Below are 16,486 nucleotides of genomic sequence, written 5' to 3' on the forward strand. Positions count from 1 at the left end.
CGGAAGAGAGAAGCGCCATGGGCAGAAAGCCAGGCGGTTACTATACGATATATCTGTGCAGATGGCTGTATCGCATGGCGGTTTTTTGGAAAGGCGGGGTGCGGATGCAAAACCAGGGAGAGAAGCGGGGCGGGCAGAGCTTTTTATGGGGGGCCTTGATCCTCACAGCCGGGATGGCAGTGGTGAAGGTGGTGGGGGCGCTGTTTAAAATTCCCCTCCAGCGGATTATCGGAGAATATGGCATGGGGCTTTTCAACGTGGCCTATAATTTTTACGGGCCGGTTTTCAGCCTGGCAACAGCGGGCTTCCCAGTGGCGGTATCCCGCCTTGTGTCGGAAAGCAGCTCCCAGGGGCGCTGGCAGGATGTGGACGAGGTGCGAAAAGCCGCCCTGCCCCTGTTTCTGGGGATAGGGGCCATAGGAACTATAGGGGTCACCCTGGCGGCCCCCTTTTACTGCGAGTTTGCCGTAGGCAGCCCCCAGGCCCTTTTCCCCATGCTGGCCTTGGCCCCGGCGGTGCTGTTCGCCTGCTGCGGCTCCGTTTACAGAGGGTATTTTGCCGGGCTGGGAGATATGCGGCCCACAGCGGTTTCGGAGATTATAGAAGCCCTGATCAAGCTGGTGCTGGGCCTCTGGTGCGCCGGGGCCATTGCCCAGGCGGGCCAGCGGGAACTGGCCCAGAGCGGGACGGTGTTCGGCTTTGCCCCGCCTACAGCGGACGCGGGGGAATTCCTGGTGCTGGCCCTGTCCGCGGCTGGGGCTGTGCTGGGGGTGACGGCAGGCTCTTTGGGCGCGCTTTTGTACCTGTGGATCCGTTTCCGCCTGGGGGGCAGGGCAGGGGAGGGGGCTTTGGGGAAATCCTCCCCCGCAGCCAGGCGGCGGGAAACTGTCCGGCGGCTTTTAAAAATTACCGCGCCAGTGGCGGCAGGCTCCATTGCCATGAATGCCGGGGGGCTGATTGACGCCACTTTTCTGCAGAACCGGCTGGGCGACATTATGAAAAGCGATCCGGCAGGGTTATTGCGGGCATATCCGGGCATGATACCCACTGTATACCTGGATAACCCGGAAAGCATCCCCACTTTTTTATACGGGTGCTATACCCTGGCCCTCACCTTGTATCTGCTGGTGCCGGCCATCACCCAGGCCTTTGGGGTCAGCGCCCTGCCTGCTGTCACCCGGGCCTGGGCCAGAGGGGAAAAAAGGGCCTTGCAGGGGAGCATGGCTTCTATCCTGCGCCTGACAGCCCTGTTCTGCTTTCCTGCCGGGCTGGGGCTTACCGCCCTGGCAGAACCCGTTACCAGGGCCTTGTACGGGGCCGGGCCTTCCACGCCCCTGGTGGCAGGGGTGCTGGGCATTCTGGGGCCTGCGTCCCTGCTCACAGCTTTAAGCACGCCCCTTTCCAGCATGCTGCAGGCAGTGGGGCGGGCGGACTTGCCTGTGAAGCTGCTGGGGATAGCCATGGCTTTAAAAATCGGGGTAAACTGGGTGTTGTGCGGGATTCCGGAAATAAACCTCCTGGGTGCCGGGGTAGGCACCCTGCTGTGCTACCTGTTTTTAACCGTTTCCCAGCTATACTGCCTGCAAAAGGTGACCGGTACCCGCTTCTCCGCAAAGCGGGTGCTGGGCAGGCCCTTCCTCTGCGCGCTGGTATGCGGGGCCGCAGCCTTTGGAGGGCATGGCTTTCTCATCCGCCTGCTGCCGGATCAGGCGCTTTTCTGCTTGGGGGCCGCCATCCTCTTGGGCGCCTGTGTATATGGGACAGGGGCGCTGCTGCTGGGCGCGGTGAGAAAAAGTGACCTGCTGATGCTGCCTGGCGGGCAAAAAATTGCAAAAACCCTTGAAAAAAGGGGATGGATATGATATTATTGCAAATGCTACAGCTTTTTAACCCTTTCAGGCCCTGCGGATTCCTTCCGCCAAAGCCTGTTGTACTGGCATAGCAGCCACAAGACGCGGCCTGCGTTTTTCCATCAGCAGGCCAGATCAATATTTTTGGAGGTACTCATAAATGAACAAGTCTGAACTGATCGCGGATGTCGCCCTGCGGGCAGACATCACCAAGAAAGATGCTGACGCCGCTGTAAACGCTGTGATTGACTCCATTACCAATGCTCTGGAAAAGGGTGACAAGGTGCAGTTGGTGGGCTTTGGCACCTTTGAGGTGCGTACCCGCGGCGCCCGTACCGGGCGCAACCCCCGTAACAACGAGGAGATCAATATTCCTGAATCCAAGGCCCCTGCCTTTAAGGCTGGCAAGGCTTTGAAGGATGTTGTGAATAAGTAGCTTTGTGAGTATCCAGCGGGCCCGGGGCGTATCCGGGCCTGTTTTTGTTTCCGGACAGGGAGAAAGCGGCAGCGCTCCCGCCCGCAAACGCCCGGCTTCGCCGGGCCGGCAAGGCAAAGCCCTGCCGCCCGGGGCTTTTGGCCCCGGGGGTTGCGGGCGGGGCAGGCTGCTTCTTAAAACGCGCAGAGAAGGAGGAAAAACGTATGCGACTTGACAAATATCTAAAAATATCCCGGCTGATAAAGCGCCGCACCGTGGCAAACGAGGCCTGCGATGCGGGCCGGGTGCTGGTAAACGGCAGGCAGGCCCGGGCTTCTTACGACGTGAAGGCCGGGGATGTGCTGGAAATCACCATGGGGGAGCGGGTGCTGAAGGCCGAAGTGCTCTCTGTGGCGGAATATGTGAAGAAGGAAGAGGCTGCGGGGCTGTACCGGATGATGGAGGAATAACAGGGACGGCTTTTGCATATCCATTTCTTGACCGGGGCTATAGTAAACGCCTTTGAAAGCCGGGAAAGCCCGGCTTTCAGGCAGACGGCTCTGCCGCTGGTTCAAAAGGGATTTTTACCCGCTTTTGAACCGCGCTGGCTGCAATCCCCGGCAGAAGGGATGGAACATATGGCAGACCTCCAGCAGTCCATGAAAAAGCATACGCTGCATATAGACGCCAGGGAGCACATGACCGCCACAGGCATACGGCGGGTGGATTTTTTCAGCGACGAGCTGATAACGGCCCAGACAGACATGGGCCAGCTTAACATAAAGGGCCAGGCCTTGCATATAGACAGCCTGAACGCGGACACAGGGGATATGCGGGTTGTGGGCAAGGTGGCGGCAGTGTCCTACACAGAGAGCAGCCCGGCCCTGTCCTTTTTTGGCAGGCTGTTTAAATGACCGGGAGCACATGGCCCATAGCGCTTTTCTGCCTGACAAGCGGCGCGGCACTGGGCGCGCTGTTTCTGCTGTGCAAGGCCCTGCGGCTGGCCCTGGGCGGGGGAAAGCTGCTTACGGCGGCGCTGGATACGGCCTTCGGGCTGGTTTGCGGCGCGGTGGTGTTCTTATGCGCTCTGGCGGTGGACAAAGGCAGGCTGCGCCTTTTGCAGGCAGCCCTGCAGGCCCTGGGGGCTTGGGGCGTTGTGGTTTCCCTGGATCCCCTGGCCACTGCCGGGGGAAAGCTTCTGCGCTTTTTGTGGAAGAAGATTTCCTGTTTTCTTTCAGCTCCCTTCCGCTGGGCAAAAGGAAAGCTGGCACGCTGGAAAAAAGCGCGGAAAAAGAAAAATCCTCCTAAAGGCAGGCGCGGGAGCAAGAAAAAACCCCGCAGAAAAGGGGCAGGATTTGAAAAAAATCCGCCATACGCCAAAAAACCGGAAAAAAGCACTTGAAAAACTTATGTAGACTATTATATAATGGGTGCAGCGGGTTCTTTGCCCAGGATGCCAAAAAGAGCTTTTAAAAGGAGGGCGGCCTTTTGCAGGAAAAGAAAAAAGGAAAATACAAGGGCAGCCTCCTTTTGAAATTCGCACTGTTCTGCCTGGCGCTGTTTGTGGCCTTCACCCTTGTGAGCAGGCAGATCGAAATATCCCAGAAGCGCCGGACGCTGGAAGATCTGCAGCAGCGGCTGGATAAACAGACTATCCGCAATGAAGAGCTGGCGGATTCCCTGAAGGACAGCAGCGGGCTGGAGGAATATGCGGAGAAAAAAGCCCGGCGGGATCTGGACTACGCCAAGCCCAACGAACGCATTTTTGTGGACGTGGGCGGCGGGGACTGAGGAAAGCATCTGCCATTTACAGATTCGAGTAAGCCAGGGAGGAAAAATCGAAACTATGCAGCTTGAGGTTGGAGAGATCTATGAGGGTAAGGTGACGGGGATCACCAAGTTTGGGGCATTTGTAAGCTTTGAAGGGGGCCGTACAGGCATGGTCCACATTTCAGAGGTGGCCCCTGTATTCGTCAACGAGATAAAGGATTTCGTCACAGAAGGGCAAGTGGTCAAGGTAAAGGTGCTGTCTATCAGCGAGGAAGGGAAGGTAAGCCTTTCCATCAAGAAGGCCCTGCCGGAAGATCAGCAGCGCAAGCCAGCCTCCCGGCGCCCTGAAGGCGGGGAGAGGGGGAACGCCCGCCGCGGGCAGGGGCGCCCGCCCAGAAGCCCCCGTCCGGCGCCCCAGCCAAGCCCGGGAAGGCCTGGGGACTTTGAGTGGCAGAGCAGGCGCAACGACAGCGGCAGCTTTGAGGACATGATGTCCCGCTTCAAGCAGACCAGTGACGAAAAAATGTCCGACCTGAAGCGCAGCACAGACACCCGCCGGGGAGGCTATTCCCGCCGGGGGCCGAAATAAGGAACATACATCCAGCCCCTTTCAAGAGGGGGCTAAACCAAGCGGCGGGCCATGGGTAAAAGCTTGCGCAGCGCTGCCGGATGTTTTATACCAGTAAGGGCCTTTCAGGCCCTTTTACTTTTTAACAAAGAGGGAGAGAATATGCGGAAAATTACAGCGGGGGACATTGCGGAGGCAGTCCGGCGGCTTTGCGTGGAGGCCAACCGGGAGCTGCCTGCGGGATTGGAAAAACTGGTGCGGGAAAGCCCTGGCCGGGAGTCCAGCGGGACAGGCCGGGCTATTTTAGGAGACTTGGCGGAAAACCTGGACGCTGCCCGGCAGATGGCGGTGCCTATCTGCCAGGACACAGGCATGGCAGTGGTGTTTGCCCAGGTGGGCCAGGAGGTTTGCATAGAGGGGGATTTTGAGGCCGCTGTAAACGAAGGGGTGCGCCGGGGCTATGTGGAAGGGCTGCTGCGCTGCTCTGTGGTGGCAGATCCCCTGCGCCGTAAAAACACAGGGGACAACACCCCCGCCATCCTCCACACCCGCTTGGTGCCTGGGGACAAGCTGGAGCTTACAGTGGCCCCCAAAGGCTTTGGCAGCGAGAACATGAGCCGCCTGCACATGTTCACCCCTGCCGCCAGCCCGGAGGACATTATCGGGTTTGTGGCGGAAACCGTCTCCCAGGCAGGGGCAAACCCCTGCCCTCCCGTTGTGCTGGGCGTGGGCATTGGCGGGGATTTCGAGCTGTGCGCCTGCCTTGCCAAGAAGGCTCTGTGCCGGGATGTTTCCCAGCGCCACCCGGATCCTTACTATCAGGCGCTGGAGGCCAGGATGCTGGAAGCGGTGAACAAAACAGGGGTAGGCCCCCAGGGCTTTGGCGGGGACGTGACGGCTTTGGCGGTAAACATTGAAACGTATCCCACCCACATTGCCGGCCTGCCTGTGGCGGTGAATGTGGGGTGCCATGTGACCCGGCATAAAACTTTAATAATTTAGGCGGAAATGATTGCATTTTTTTAGGTATTGTGCTACAATAGAATTACAAAAAACCGGCTACGGTGCTTTTGGAAAAATCAGGAGAAAGAAAGGTGGCCATTCCATGAAGATCACGATTGTGGGGAGAAAAGTCAATCTGCGCAGCAATTTTAAAGAGCTGGTGGAAAAAAAGCTTTCCAAGTTTGACAGGATCTTTGACGATGACGCCGAAGCGGTGGTCACCGTGACGGTGGAGCGCAACCGCCAGACCGTGGAGATCACCATCAAACAGCGGGGCATGATCTGCCGCGCCGAGGATACCGCCATAGAGATGAACGAGGCGCTGGATCACGTGGTTGCCGCTTTGGGCAAGCAGATCCGCCGCAACAAGACAAGGCTTGAGAAATCTAAAAAGATGAACCCCGGCATTGTCATTGCCGATGATTACTATGACGAGCCTGACGAGGAGATTAAAATTACCCGCAGCAAGTCCTTCTTCGTCAAGGTGATGTCCCCGGAGGAGGCGGTTATGCAGATGAACATGCTGGGCCACGAGTTCTTCATGTTCCGCAACGACGAGTCCGGCGAAATCAATGTGGTCTACCGCCGCAGGGATGGGGACTACGGCCTGCTGGTGCCGGAAGGGAAGTAATAGTTAACACAGCTCAAAAGAGGTACGCCTCTTTTGAGCCAGGCGGCAAAGCCGCCCAGCTTTAAAATCGGATGTACCGATTTTAAAGTGTGTTTACTATAACCCCTTTTCCCGGCAGGCGGAAGCTTTTTCGCGCGTATACGTCCAGTAAAAAAAGGCCGCGGCACTTGTGCCGCGGCCTTTCTGTGTTGCTTACAGGCCAAGAATTTCCTTTTTCTTCGCGTCAAATTCTGCTTGGGTGATAACGCCACTATCCAGCAGGTTTTTATATTTTGCCAGTTCATCTGCAGCGCTGGCCGGAGCAGGCACCTGGGGCTGTACTACAGCGGTGTGCGTCTTTTGTCGGGCTACCAGCAGATCGCTGATGCATCGGTAAATTTCTTTTTTGTTGCCCAGTCCGGCAAATTTTATTCTCCCGGAGGAAGTGCCGATTATAATGCCGCCCAAAATGCTGGAGCTTATGGACGAAATTGTGTCAATGGGCAGGTCAACCTTTTTCCCCCAGGAGCCTGTGCCGTACACCCGCTCCGTTGTGACCGTCATTTCTACAGGTGCTGTAAGCAGAGCCAGCAGGCCTGTGGGGACAATGTAGGCGACAAGGACTGGAAGCAGGGCTTTTCCACCTGAAGTGATTGAGACAGAGATACCCATAATCACAGATAAGATAAACAGGATCAGGCATATCCTTCCGAGAATTCCCCGTTTGCTTTCTGCCAGCACTTTTTCGTTCATATCCATTCCTCTTTTCTTTTTCCCTCACGGGAATTTTGATTACCTTCATTATAGCCCGAATACGGGCTATTGTCAAGAAGAATACCAACTAATACGATGAAAGCAAAAACAAAGGAGGCATTCGCTTGATCGTATTTGACAGGCTCTGGAAAACTATGAGGGAGAAAGAGGTTTCTCAGTATAAACTGATAAAGGAATACAATTTCAGCAGCGGGCAGCTTGACAGGCTGCGCAAAAACGGGAACGTAAGCACCTACACGCTGAACCAGCTTTGCGGGATTTTAGACTGCGGGCTGGAGGATATAGCAGAGTATGTGGAGGATATAGAAGCATGAAAGAATATATGTAATAAGATTTCTAACAGAAAAACAGCAGGGAAAAGCCATAGCCTTTCCCTGCTGTTTTTGCATACATCCTGTTATTGCATAATTAACTCGCCGTCGGCAGGCAGTTCTGCCGGAAGGGCGGCTGGCCTGTCCAGATACCAGTATGCCACGGAGGTATAATCGTCATACCGGGGGCCTGTCCAGCCCAGGTTGTCCATGGTCATGCGGAAGGATTTGCTGAAATACACCGGATCCTTTATATGGAACCGGTACAGCAGGAAGCGCTGCTGCCCGTTGTACATCTCGCTGCTGTCGTTGCCTGTAATGGCGTACAGACCGGCATACAGCCCGCTGAAGGTCTGGTACTGCTTTTGCAGGATGTCGTTGCCAAAGCCATAAGAGCCGCAGAAATAGTCCTCTGTGCCGGTATAGTTGATGGTGGGATAGTCCCCGCCGTCAATATACATTTTCGGCTCCCCTTCCACCCAGCAGGTGTTGTGGCCGTTCATCCCGGCGGCAAAGCACAGCCCCACAAACTGCCCCTTGCCCTCAAGGCCGTCTACAACCGTATAGGCCCGGCCCTTCTGCACAGGGTGCTCCTGGCGGTAAAAGGCGTGGAAATATCCGGCGGCAGGGGAAATTTCCCCCTTCCAGCCCTCAATCATGTAATAGAGGGTCTGCTCCTTGTCTCCCCGGTTTTCCATGGTGACCCGGCAGTGCCGGCGGAAGGGCATCTCCCAATAACAGTTATAGCCCCGGCCCGGGGCCATCAGGATGGGCGCGGCGCTGAGCACCGGGTATTTGCCGTCCCTGTCCTTGAAATTCTCATCGTAGGCGCAGCCGAAAAAGGCGGAGATGGGAGCCTCTACAGAAGGGGCCTCCTGGCCCTCCCAGTATACCCGCAGGACAAAAGAATGGCCGATATACCCGGTAAACCACATGTGGGTGATCATTCCCGGGCCGTCTGTATCGCACAGGGTAACAGTCTCTCCCGGCGCAATCTGGATGCAGGGCCGCAGCTTTTCGCAGTCCCTGCCCCGGGTGCCGCCGGCGTGGGTTCCGGTGGGATTTTCAGCGGAAAAGCCAAAGCTTTCCCTTGCTTGGATTTCAAAGACAGACATATGGGTTCCTCCTCGCGTTTTTTCCAGTATATCCCATCCGCTCCCAAAGTGCAACCCTGTCCCGCCAAAAGATTTCATAAAAGCTTTGCGCTTCCCTGTTAAAAGAATTTGGCCATGGCATACACGTCCCGGTAACTGCCGTCAGCCAGCTTACCCTCTTTGCACAGCTTCCCCTCCACCTGGAAGCCCAGGGACAGATACAGCCCCAGCGCGCGGGTGTTCAGGGTGTCCACTGTCAGCTTTAATTTTTCAATCTGGTGCTCCCGGCACCAGTCCAGTTGGATGGACATCATCCTGCGTCCCAGGCCCATGCGCCAGAAGTCCTGCCGGACGGAAACCGCGATTTCCCCTATGTGCCTGGCCCGCCTGCGCCCTTTGGAATAGAAGCAGCCGCAGGTGGCGGCAATTTCCCCAGCCTCCGTCTCGGCAATGAGGAACAGCTTTTCGTCCCCTTCGGCCCAGCGCCTCAGAAGCTCTTCCTCCTGCTCCAGGGTATAGCTTTCCGCAAATTCCCCCGGCTCCCTTGCCAGAAAGACTGTCTCCCGGTCTACATGATCCATGTACGTAAACAGCCTGGGGGCATCTGTGCTTTCCGCGCTGCGGATGATGAAGCGCCCACCCTTTCCCTCAAAAACTTCCCTATACCGTGACATGCTTTCAGCGCCCCTTTCAAAAATAAATTGTAATATTATACCATGGGGCGGGAAAGCGTGTCAAGGCTGGAGCCTGGAAGGGAATGTCCAAAACGAGTATTTTAAAGAATGAAGAAACAATAAAGTTTCGTCCACCTTTTCAAAGGTGGTGGGGTATTTAGGGGCGAAGCCCCTAAACCGCCGGAGGCATAAAACGCGTAGTTTAGACACTCCCGCCTGGAAAAACAGGATATGCCCCTTCTGCGCGGAGGGGGCATATCCTGCAAAGCTATGGCTTCTCAGTCGTGGAACCTTGTTACAATATGCTTTTCGCTGTTTTCCGGGGAATAGGCAAACTCCTCCATATGCGCGCCCTTGAAAAAGTAAACGGGCTTTGCGGGCTTTGCAGAGGGGCCTTCAAAAGTTTCGATGATAATCAGCTTGATTTTCATGCGGCTGGGCAGGATGCTCTTAATAAACACGCTGGCCTGCTGCCCGGGGAAGATGTTTTCCTTCAGTTCCGCAAGGCCCGCCAGGTTAGGGGCAAGCTCCACGAACACGCCGTAATTTTCAATGCTGCGTATGACGCCTCCCACAGTTTCCCCAGCCCGGAAGGACTGGACGTTTTCCTCCCAGGTGCCTAAAAGCTCTTTATGGGTCAGGGTGATGCGCTGGTTTTCCCGGGATTTCACCACAGCCCGGATGTCCATCCCCGGCAGGAAGCGCTCCCTGGGGTGCTCAATGCGGGAAACAGAGATGGAGTCGATGGGCAGCAGGGACACAATGCCGCAGCCGATATCGGCAAACACCCCAAAAGGCTCAATATGGGTGACCCGGGCGTCTATCACGTCTCCAGGGACAAGGCCAGCTATGTATTCGTCCCGGCACTTCTCCTGGGCGGCCCGGCGGGAGAGCAGGGCTGTGACGCGGCCCTGGCTGTCCCGGATAAAGTCCTGCACCAGAAAGCACACAGGGCGGTTCACCCGGGATATTACGGCAATATCCCGCACTGTGCCCTCCCGTATGCCCAAGGCCCCCTCCTCCCGGGGGATGACGCCTTTCATAAATTTGAAGTCCACAATCAAGTCATGGGAGCTGTCGCACATCACAGCCCTGGCTTCCAGTATTTTTCCCTCCCGCATGGCCTCCGACAGGGAGGCTGGGGAACTTAGGGCGGTTTTATTTTCAAAGCTGTCCAGTAAATAGCCTTCCGGATAAAATTTCATGTTTTCTGCCAAAAGATACGGGCTGTATGCACCACGGTATCGGTCCTTTCTTTTAGTATTTTCACGTGCGTCCGGCTGCAGGACAACCCTTTCCCGGCCTGCCCTCCTTTTTTCTGATACAGGGAAACTATATGCGGCAAAGGCGCAAAAAATGCGCCGGAAAGAGGGGGAATGAAAAGATGCGGCAGGGAACGGCGGGCGGAAAACCCCGGAACAAAGGCCCTGCCCGGCAGATAGGGCTTGCATATTTCCCTGAGATGCGCTAAAATAAAGGACAAACTATGCTATAAGGAGGAATTTTTTTGCGAAAAATTCTTTGCGGGCTGATGGCCCTTGTTTTTGTTTTGACCATGGCTTCCTGCGGCAGCGCCCCCCAGGAAGCGTCCTCTTCCGGGGAAAGCTCCAGCCCGGCCCCCTCAAAGGCGGCAAAGGTGATAGACAGCGGGGATGAGCTGGTGGGCATGGAGGAATTGACCCCGGCTGAGACAGGCCAAAAGCCCGGCTTCCAGCTTGAGCTGCCGGAGAAAGGGGAGGAGATCGCTGTTATCACCATGAAAAGCGGCGAGGTTATCAAGCTGCGCTTTTTCCCCAATGAGGCCCCGAAAGCTGTTTACAGCTTTAAAAAGCACGCCTTAGACGGTTATTACGATGGCCTTACCTTCCACCGGGTTATCGAAAACTTCATGGTGCAGGGGGGCGATCCCACCGGCACAGGCTATGCCGGGGAAAGCGTGTGGGAAGAGGCTTTCCCGGATGAGTTCAGCCCTAACCTTTTGAATATTGACGGATCTGTGTCTATGGCAAACAGCGGGCCGAACACCAATGGCAGCCAGTTCTTCATCAACTGCACCCAGGGTGCGGCTATCGACTGGGACAGCTACCAGCAGGGCTTTGAGGTCTACAAGCAGGATCCGGATGCCTTTAAGGTCATGTACAGCAGCAAATGGGTGGATATGGATCTGGTGACAGACGATATGAAAAACTTGTATACGGAGAATGGCGGGAACCTTCATCTGGACGGCTACTATTCCACAGACAAAACAGGCCACACAGTGTTTGCCCAGGTGTTTGAAGGCATGGACGGGGTGGAGGCCCTCTCCAAAGCGCCGGTGGATCCCCAAAGCAGCAAGCCTTTGGAAGATATGGTGATGGAAAAGGTGGAGATTGTGGCCTACGAATAAGGCCGCTGCCCCAAGTCCTGTGAAATCCTGTGGGATTGAAAATGTTTAAAGAAAGGAGGGGCGCTGGAGGCCTGGTTTCTGCGTCCAGCGCCCCATGGCGATTCAAATGGAGCATATTGTCACGTCCCTGGTGAATTTTTTCAGCCAGACCATCCCCGGGGAGCTAACCGTCTTTCTGCTGTCCCTGATGCCCGTTATTGAACTGCGGGGCGGGATTTTGGCGGCAAAGCTTCTGCATCTGGAGATGCTGCCCGCCTTTTTCATCTGCTTTGTGGGCACCATCCTGCCCACCCCTTTTATCCTGCTGTTTATCAACAAGATTTTTGACTGGATGCGCAACACCCGCCTGGTGAAGCTTGTCAACCGCATGGAGGAAAAGGGCCGCAGCAAGTTTGACAAGATAAACCGCTATAAGACCCTGGGCCTGCTGATTTTCGTGGCGATCCCCCTGCCGGGCACAGGGGCGTGGACAGGCTCCCTGGCGGCGGCGCTGATGAAAATGGACTTTAAGTCCGCCATGATTTCCGTGGTGGGAGGCACCCTGGTGGCGGATGTTATCATGTGCCTGCTGTCCTATGGCCTTTTAGGACTGGTGGTATAGGCGCGGCGATGAAAATGAAGCGTTATAAGCTGGCTGTCGTAGGCGCGGGGGCCGCCGGGCTGATGGCTGCCTGCCAGGCAGGAAAAGCTTTGGGGCCGGAGGCTGTGGCCCTTCTGGAGGGAAACCCCAAGCCCGGGAAAAAGCTTTTGGCAACAGGGAACGGCCGGTGCAACCTGACAAACCTCCATATAAGTTCTGCCCGCTATCATGGGGATGTTTCCCTGGCAAAGCCCCTCCTTTCAGCCTGCCCGCCGGAAAGGGTGCTGAAGGCTTTTTCCGCCTTGGGACTGCACACCCGGGCAGACGGGGAAGGCCGGGTGTATCCTTATGGCCTTCAGGCAGCGGCAGTGCTGCAGGCGCTGCGGGGAAGCTGCGAAGAGGGGGGAGCCTCCCTTTTCGCGGGCTTTCCCGTTACAGCCATTGCCCCCCGGCAAGGGGGCTTTTTGTTACAGTCCCCGGAGGGGGCGGAGCTGTGGGCGGAAAAATGCCTGCTTGCCTGCGGAGGCGCGGCCTCTCCCAGGCATAGCTGCCAGGAGGGCGGATATGCCCTGGCAAAGCGCCTGGGCCACAGTCTCACCCCTTTGCGCCCGGGCCTTACGCCCCTTGCCTGCCCTAAAAAGCTTACTTCCCCTTTAAAGGGGATGCGCTGCAAGGCCAGGGCGGCTTTATGGATACAGGGCCGGGAGGTGTACGCGGAAAGCGGCGAGGTACTTTTTGGGGAGGGGAGCCTTTCCGGCATCTGCATTTTTAACCTCTCCTTAAGGCTTTCCGCCGGGCAGGGGGAAGTGGCCCTGGACTTGCTGGAGGGCATGGAAGAAAAGGCGCTTCTCGCCTATTTGGAGAATCTCCGCAGCGGACGGCCCCGCCTGCCGACCCGGGAGATTTTCTCCGGGCTGGTAAACCTGCGGGTGGGCCAGCAGATTGCCAAAAGCCTGGGCTTCACAGGGGAAAAACAGATTTCCGCCCTGTCCCGGGAGGATTTGCGGCGCGCGGCAAGGGCTGTGAAGGACTGGCGCCTGCCGGTATCCCCCTGGGAGGGCTGGGACAGCGCCCAAATAACGGCAGGGGGCGTGCCCTTGTCAGAAGTGAATATGAAAACCATGGAATCCCGCAGGCAGCCGGGGCTGTATCTGGCGGGGGAGCTTTTAAACCTGCATGGAGACTGCGGCGGGTATAACCTGCACTGGGCCTGGGCCACGGGAATGACGGCAGGGCTTGCGGCGGGAAGATGAATTTTGCGACAGAGGGGGAAGCAGGATGCTGAAGGTTTCCGGCCTGCACCTGGGCCTGGATTTCACAGAACAGGAGCTGCGCCGCGCTGCCGCCAGAAAGCTGAAGGTGCCGGAAAGCGCTTTGGGAGAAGTGCGCCTTTGGAAAAAATCGGTGGACGCCCGGAAAAAGGACAAGGTACACTTTGTCTGCGCGGCAGAGGTGCAGGCGGAAAATGAAAACCGCCTGCTGGCAAAATGTCGGGACAGCAGTGTGCAGAAGGTTATCCCTTACCGCTATGAGCCGCCCAGGGTGTCTAAGCCCCTGGAGCCGCGCCCGGTTGTGGTAGGCTTAGGCCCGGCGGGGCTTTTTGCGGCCCTGCTTCTGGCCCAGTGCGGGCAGCGCCCCCTTGTGCTGGAGCGGGGCCTGCCGGTAGAAGAGCGCCAGAAATCTGTAGAGGCCTTTTGGCGCACCGGGGTGCTGAACCCGGAATCCAACATCCAGTTTGGAGAGGGCGGGGCCGGGGCCTTTTCCGACGGGAAGCTGACAACCGGCACCGGAGACGGGCGCGTCCGCAAGGTGCTGGAAGAACTGGCAGTGGCAGGGGCGCCGGCGGAAATCCTCACAGAGGCAAAGCCCCATATCGGTACAGACCGGCTGCCGGAAGTGGTGGGACATATCCGGCGGCAGATTGAAGCCCTGGGAGGCCAGGTGCTTTTTGGGGCAAAGCTTGCGGAAATAACCCTTAAAGACAACGCCCTTCAAAGCGTCACCTACATCTGCCGGGACAGACGGGAAACCCTGCCCTGCCAAAGCTGTATCCTGGCAGTGGGCCACAGCGCCAGGGATGTTTTTGAGCTGCTCCAGCAAAAAGGCCTGCCCCTTGCCCCCAAGGCTTTTTCCCTGGGCGCGCGCATTGAGCACCCTGCCGCCCTTATCGACCAGGCGCAGTATGGAAGCTTTGCGGGCCATCCGGCCCTGGGCGCGGCAGATTACAAGCTTTCCTGCCACCTGCCTGACGGCAGGGGTGTGTACACCTTCTGCATGTGCCCTGGCGGCACAGTCACCGGGGCGGCTTCAGAGCCGGGAGGCGTGGTGACAAACGGCATGAGTCCCTGGCTGCGGGATGGGGAGAACAGCAACGCCGCCCTTTTGGTGGGGGTAACACCGGAGGATTTCGGCAGCGGCAGCCCCCTTGCGGGTATATATCTCCAGCGGGAAATTGAACAGGCCGCCTATAGAGCAGGGGGCGGCGCCTACAAGGCCCCTGCCCAGCGGGTGGAGGATTTCCTCCAAAACCGCCCCACCAAAACCTTTCAAGGCGTTTGTCCCACCTATCAGCCGGGGGTTTCGCCTGCCGCCCTGGCAGGCTGCCTGCCGGACTATGTGGTGCGTTCCATGCAGGCAGCTTTGCCTGTCCTGGGGCAAAGGCTACGGGGCTTTGACTATCCGGATGCCATCCTCACAGCTCCGGAAACCCGCAGTTCGTGCCCTGTGCGCGTCCTCCGGGACGACACCCTCCAGTCTCCTCTGGCCCGGGGGGTGTACCCCTGCGGCGAAGGGGCTGGCTATGCGGGAGGCATTGTGTCCGCCGCTGTAGACGGCCTGCGCTGTGCCGAGGCCCTGCTGCTGGCGGGGTGCTCTTAAAAACGTAAAGCCATGCTTCCCAGCATAACTGGTGAAGCATGGCTTTTGGTTTATGTATTTAGCGGCATTTACAGGTAGTGGGTCTGCCCGGATTTTTTCCGTTTGTCTGTGGGCAGCAGGGAATACAGGCTTAAATCCACAATCCCCTTGTCAGGCCACAAAAATCCCTCCCGGATTGTCCCCTCCTTTAAAAAGCCGCAGCGCTCCAGCACCAGCACGCCCCGGTAGTTGGTGGGGAGGACATAGGCCTGGATGCGGTGAACGCCGATGGTGCTCATCAGGTATTCTGCTGTGGCCCGCACAGCAGAGGAGGCATAGCCCATGCCTGTGCATTCCCGGTGGAGGGTGAAACGGATGGTGGCAGCCTGCACATGGGGGTCAATGCCATAAATTTCAAAAAAGCCAGCCAGCCGATTTTCCTCTTCTCCGTTGGGATAGATGCCCAGGGTGATGGCGGCCCTGTCCCGGAAAAGGGCTTCAATCTGCCGCAGCTTTAAAACGCATTCCGCCGGAGAGCGCAGGGCGGCGGTGGGGGCGAAGCGGTAGTTGTCGTCGTCCCCCATAATCTCCCACATGGCGTTTAAGTCCAGTTCCGTCATGCGCGTCAGGGTAACCTTTTCGCTGGCGATAAAGGGGAAGCTGGAAAACAACAGGCTGGTTTTCATAGGCGGGAATGTGTCTCCTTTCCGGGAAGAATGAAGCTCAATTGACTGAATAAGTCATGTTGGTTTGCCCTGGCGGGCAGACCAATCAGCAGGATATTCTGCTGATTGAAAAATGGCAGTTTCAAGTTAAGCGGCTATACTGCAAAAGAGCCGGCAGTTCCAGGGGCTTCTGGATGCTGGGAACGCCCTTCACCTTGCCGAAGCCGTAGGCTGCGTGGATAAAGGGTATGCCGGCGGCTTTGGCGGCTTCATAATCCAGAGCCGTGTCGCCTACGTATACAGGGGCCTGCAGGCCCAGGCGCTCTGCCACCAGCTTGATGTTTTCCCCCTTGGGCAGGCCGGTGCGCCCGCTGCACTCCCAGTCGGCAAAATATTTTTCCAGGCCATGGGCCTTTAAAAAGCAGGGGGCATATTCGGTGTTGCAGTTGCTGACAATGGCCAGGGGCACTTCCTTGGAAAGCGTCTCCAAAAGCGTCTCTATGCCCTCATAGAGCCTGCCGCCGTGTTGGAGCAGATATTCATTTTCCACCTCGCAGCAGCGGGCAAAAAGCTCGGCCCCCCGCTCTTTGGTGATGTGGGGAAAGAGGGCCGCCATCAGTTGTTCCGCTGTCATGCCCATCACGCCCTCCAGTTCCCGCACCGTTGGCGGCCGCGGGATATCCGGTGCGTCCCGCAGGGCCATCTCCCAGGAAACCGCAATGGCCTCCGTGGCATTCCACAGGGTGCCGTCTAGGTCGAACAAAACGCCGTCGTATTTCATATTCTAACTGCCTTTCTGTTTTTCTTCTTTCCTGTCCCTATTATAGCGGGAACGGCAGGGAAAATCAAGGCGGCAGGGAAAGTTTGGGCGCGCTCCCCCTTGCGCGGGGCAGGGGCCTGTGCTATAATAGTTGCAAATGATACTATACGG

At 57.3% G+C, this 16,486-nt stretch carries 20 protein-coding genes; 14 read left to right on the forward strand and 6 right to left on the reverse strand.

Going from position 1 to position 16,486, the window contains the following annotated elements; translation table 11 throughout:
- Nucleotides 1-17 precede the first annotated feature (17 nt).
- The 9 genes from D1841_RS00595 (at nucleotide 18) to hpf (ending at nucleotide 6,236) form a co-directional block, all read left to right on the forward strand.
- Nucleotides 18-1,862, forward strand: a complete 1,845-nt coding sequence (locus tag D1841_RS00595) for a polysaccharide biosynthesis protein (RefSeq protein WP_161879845.1) — start codon at nucleotides 18-20, stop codon at nucleotides 1,860-1,862.
- 148 nt (nucleotides 1,863-2,010) lie between these two features.
- Nucleotides 2,011-2,286 (forward strand): HU family DNA-binding protein, encoded by a 276-nt coding sequence (locus tag D1841_RS00600; protein ID WP_160641199.1) that lies wholly within the window; start codon nucleotides 2,011-2,013, stop codon nucleotides 2,284-2,286.
- 203 nt (nucleotides 2,287-2,489) lie between these two features.
- Nucleotides 2,490-2,735, forward strand: coding sequence for an RNA-binding S4 domain-containing protein (locus tag D1841_RS00605; RefSeq protein ID WP_160641200.1), 246 nt, complete (start codon nucleotides 2,490-2,492; stop codon nucleotides 2,733-2,735).
- A gap of 12 nt (nucleotides 2,736-2,747) precedes the next feature.
- Nucleotides 2,748-3,179, forward strand: a complete 432-nt coding sequence (locus tag D1841_RS00610; protein WP_166554209.1) for a YabP/YqfC family sporulation protein — start codon at nucleotides 2,748-2,750, stop codon at nucleotides 3,177-3,179.
- Complete coding sequence (gene yabQ / locus D1841_RS00615; RefSeq protein WP_160641202.1) at nucleotides 3,176-3,667, forward strand: spore cortex biosynthesis protein YabQ; 492 nt, start codon at nucleotides 3,176-3,178, stop codon at nucleotides 3,665-3,667. The genes D1841_RS00610 and yabQ overlap by 4 nt, the downstream gene beginning before the upstream one ends.
- An 86-nt stretch (nucleotides 3,668-3,753) precedes the next feature.
- A complete protein-coding gene (locus D1841_RS00620; protein WP_160641203.1) occupies nucleotides 3,754-4,056 on the forward strand; it encodes a septum formation initiator family protein in 303 nt (100 codons plus the stop codon).
- A 55-nt stretch (nucleotides 4,057-4,111) separates the two neighbouring features.
- Nucleotides 4,112-4,624 (forward strand): S1 RNA-binding domain-containing protein, encoded by a 513-nt coding sequence (locus D1841_RS00625; protein WP_160641204.1) that lies wholly within the window; start codon nucleotides 4,112-4,114, stop codon nucleotides 4,622-4,624.
- A 141-nt stretch (nucleotides 4,625-4,765) separates the two neighbouring features.
- Nucleotides 4,766-5,605, forward strand: a complete 840-nt coding sequence (locus tag D1841_RS00630; protein WP_160641205.1) for a fumarate hydratase — start codon at nucleotides 4,766-4,768, stop codon at nucleotides 5,603-5,605.
- A 103-nt stretch (nucleotides 5,606-5,708) separates the two neighbouring features.
- The gene (gene hpf / locus D1841_RS00635; protein WP_160641206.1) at nucleotides 5,709-6,236 is read left to right on the forward strand and encodes a ribosome hibernation-promoting factor, HPF/YfiA family; all 528 of its coding nucleotides are present in this window, start codon (nucleotides 5,709-5,711) and stop codon (nucleotides 6,234-6,236) included.
- 192 nt (nucleotides 6,237-6,428) lie between these two features.
- Here the strand turns inward: hpf and D1841_RS00640 are convergent, their stop codons facing one another.
- Entirely contained in the window at nucleotides 6,429-6,968 is a 540-nt protein-coding gene (locus D1841_RS00640; protein WP_237076110.1) for an SHOCT domain-containing protein, read from the reverse strand.
- 125 nt (nucleotides 6,969-7,093) lie between these two features.
- Here D1841_RS00640 and D1841_RS00645 point away from each other — a divergent pair, with 125 nt between their 5' ends.
- A complete protein-coding gene (locus D1841_RS00645) occupies nucleotides 7,094-7,303 on the forward strand; it encodes a helix-turn-helix transcriptional regulator (protein ID WP_160641208.1) in 210 nt (69 codons plus the stop codon).
- A gap of 83 nt (nucleotides 7,304-7,386) precedes the next feature.
- Here the strand turns inward: D1841_RS00645 and D1841_RS00650 are convergent, their stop codons facing one another.
- The 3 genes from D1841_RS00650 to D1841_RS00660 all read right to left on the reverse strand — a co-directional run bounded on the left by D1841_RS00650 (nucleotide 7,387) and on the right by D1841_RS00660 (nucleotide 10,273).
- Entirely contained in the window at nucleotides 7,387-8,415 is a 1,029-nt protein-coding gene (locus tag D1841_RS00650; protein ID WP_160641209.1) for a glycoside hydrolase family 172 protein, read from the reverse strand.
- Between the two features lie 98 nt (nucleotides 8,416-8,513).
- Entirely contained in the window at nucleotides 8,514-9,068 is a 555-nt protein-coding gene (locus D1841_RS00655) for a GNAT family N-acetyltransferase (RefSeq protein ID WP_160641210.1), read from the reverse strand.
- Between the two features lie 278 nt (nucleotides 9,069-9,346).
- Nucleotides 9,347-10,273: a S1 RNA-binding domain-containing protein gene (locus D1841_RS00660; RefSeq protein ID WP_160641219.1), complete on the reverse strand. Its 927-nt coding sequence runs from the start codon at nucleotides 10,271-10,273 to the stop codon at nucleotides 9,347-9,349.
- 302 nt (nucleotides 10,274-10,575) lie between these two features.
- Between D1841_RS00660 and D1841_RS00665 the strand changes: the two genes are divergently transcribed.
- From D1841_RS00665 to D1841_RS00680, 4 genes are all read left to right on the forward strand, one after another.
- Nucleotides 10,576-11,454, forward strand: a complete 879-nt coding sequence (locus tag D1841_RS00665; protein WP_237076114.1) for a peptidylprolyl isomerase — start codon at nucleotides 10,576-10,578, stop codon at nucleotides 11,452-11,454.
- A gap of 94 nt (nucleotides 11,455-11,548) precedes the next feature.
- Nucleotides 11,549-12,055, forward strand: coding sequence for a small multi-drug export protein (locus tag D1841_RS00670; RefSeq protein WP_237076115.1), 507 nt, complete (start codon nucleotides 11,549-11,551; stop codon nucleotides 12,053-12,055).
- Nucleotides 12,056-12,069: 14 nt separating this feature from the next.
- The gene (locus D1841_RS00675; protein WP_160641220.1) at nucleotides 12,070-13,287 is read left to right on the forward strand and encodes an aminoacetone oxidase family FAD-binding enzyme; all 1,218 of its coding nucleotides are present in this window, start codon (nucleotides 12,070-12,072) and stop codon (nucleotides 13,285-13,287) included.
- A gap of 25 nt (nucleotides 13,288-13,312) precedes the next feature.
- Nucleotides 13,313-14,911 carry an NAD(P)/FAD-dependent oxidoreductase gene (locus D1841_RS00680; protein WP_160641221.1) on the forward strand — a complete coding sequence of 533 codons (1,599 nt, stop codon included), beginning with the start codon at nucleotides 13,313-13,315 and terminating at the stop codon, nucleotides 14,909-14,911.
- 68 nt (nucleotides 14,912-14,979) lie between these two features.
- Here the strand turns inward: D1841_RS00680 and D1841_RS00685 are convergent, their stop codons facing one another.
- Nucleotides 14,980-15,576 carry a GNAT family N-acetyltransferase gene (locus D1841_RS00685; RefSeq protein ID WP_160641222.1) on the reverse strand — a complete coding sequence of 199 codons (597 nt, stop codon included), beginning with the start codon at nucleotides 15,574-15,576 and terminating at the stop codon, nucleotides 14,980-14,982.
- Nucleotides 15,577-15,697: 121 nt separating this feature from the next.
- The gene (locus D1841_RS00690) at nucleotides 15,698-16,336 is read right to left on the reverse strand and encodes an HAD family hydrolase (protein WP_160641223.1); all 639 of its coding nucleotides are present in this window, start codon (nucleotides 16,334-16,336) and stop codon (nucleotides 15,698-15,700) included.
- Between the last annotated feature and the right edge of the window lie 150 nt (nucleotides 16,337-16,486).

The sequence above is a fragment of the Neglectibacter sp. X4 genome (assembly GCF_009917365.1).
In the GTDB taxonomy this organism is placed as follows: domain Bacteria; phylum Bacillota; class Clostridia; order Oscillospirales; family Acutalibacteraceae; genus Acutalibacter.

Coding starts and splice junctions, on each gene's coding strand:
- D1841_RS00595 (WP_161879845.1), top strand. CDS start 18: ATGGGCAGAAAGCCAGGCGGTTACTATACGATATATCTGTGCAGATGG.
- D1841_RS00600 (WP_160641199.1), top strand. CDS start 2,011: ATGAACAAGTCTGAACTGATCGCGGATGTCGCCCTGCGGGCAGACATC.
- D1841_RS00605 (WP_160641200.1), top strand. CDS start 2,490: ATGCGACTTGACAAATATCTAAAAATATCCCGGCTGATAAAGCGCCGC.
- yabQ (WP_160641202.1), top strand. CDS start 3,176: ATGACCGGGAGCACATGGCCCATAGCGCTTTTCTGCCTGACAAGCGGC.
- D1841_RS00625 (WP_160641204.1), top strand. CDS start 4,112: ATGCAGCTTGAGGTTGGAGAGATCTATGAGGGTAAGGTGACGGGGATC.
- D1841_RS00630 (WP_160641205.1), top strand. CDS start 4,766: ATGCGGAAAATTACAGCGGGGGACATTGCGGAGGCAGTCCGGCGGCTT.
- hpf (WP_160641206.1), top strand. CDS start 5,709: ATGAAGATCACGATTGTGGGGAGAAAAGTCAATCTGCGCAGCAATTTT.
- D1841_RS00640 (WP_237076110.1), bottom strand. CDS start 6,968: ATGAACGAAAAAGTGCTGGCAGAAAGCAAACGGGGAATTCTCGGAAGG.
- D1841_RS00650 (WP_160641209.1), bottom strand. CDS start 8,415: ATGTCTGTCTTTGAAATCCAAGCAAGGGAAAGCTTTGGCTTTTCCGCT.
- D1841_RS00655 (WP_160641210.1), bottom strand. CDS start 9,068: ATGTCACGGTATAGGGAAGTTTTTGAGGGAAAGGGTGGGCGCTTCATC.
- D1841_RS00660 (WP_160641219.1), bottom strand. CDS start 10,273: ATGAAATTTTATCCGGAAGGCTATTTACTGGACAGCTTTGAAAATAAA.
- D1841_RS00670 (WP_237076115.1), top strand. CDS start 11,549: ATGGCGATTCAAATGGAGCATATTGTCACGTCCCTGGTGAATTTTTTC.
- D1841_RS00675 (WP_160641220.1), top strand. CDS start 12,070: ATGAAGCGTTATAAGCTGGCTGTCGTAGGCGCGGGGGCCGCCGGGCTG.
- D1841_RS00680 (WP_160641221.1), top strand. CDS start 13,313: ATGCTGAAGGTTTCCGGCCTGCACCTGGGCCTGGATTTCACAGAACAG.
- D1841_RS00685 (WP_160641222.1), bottom strand. CDS start 15,576: ATGAAAACCAGCCTGTTGTTTTCCAGCTTCCCCTTTATCGCCAGCGAA.
- D1841_RS00690 (WP_160641223.1), bottom strand. CDS start 16,336: ATGAAATACGACGGCGTTTTGTTCGACCTAGACGGCACCCTGTGGAAT.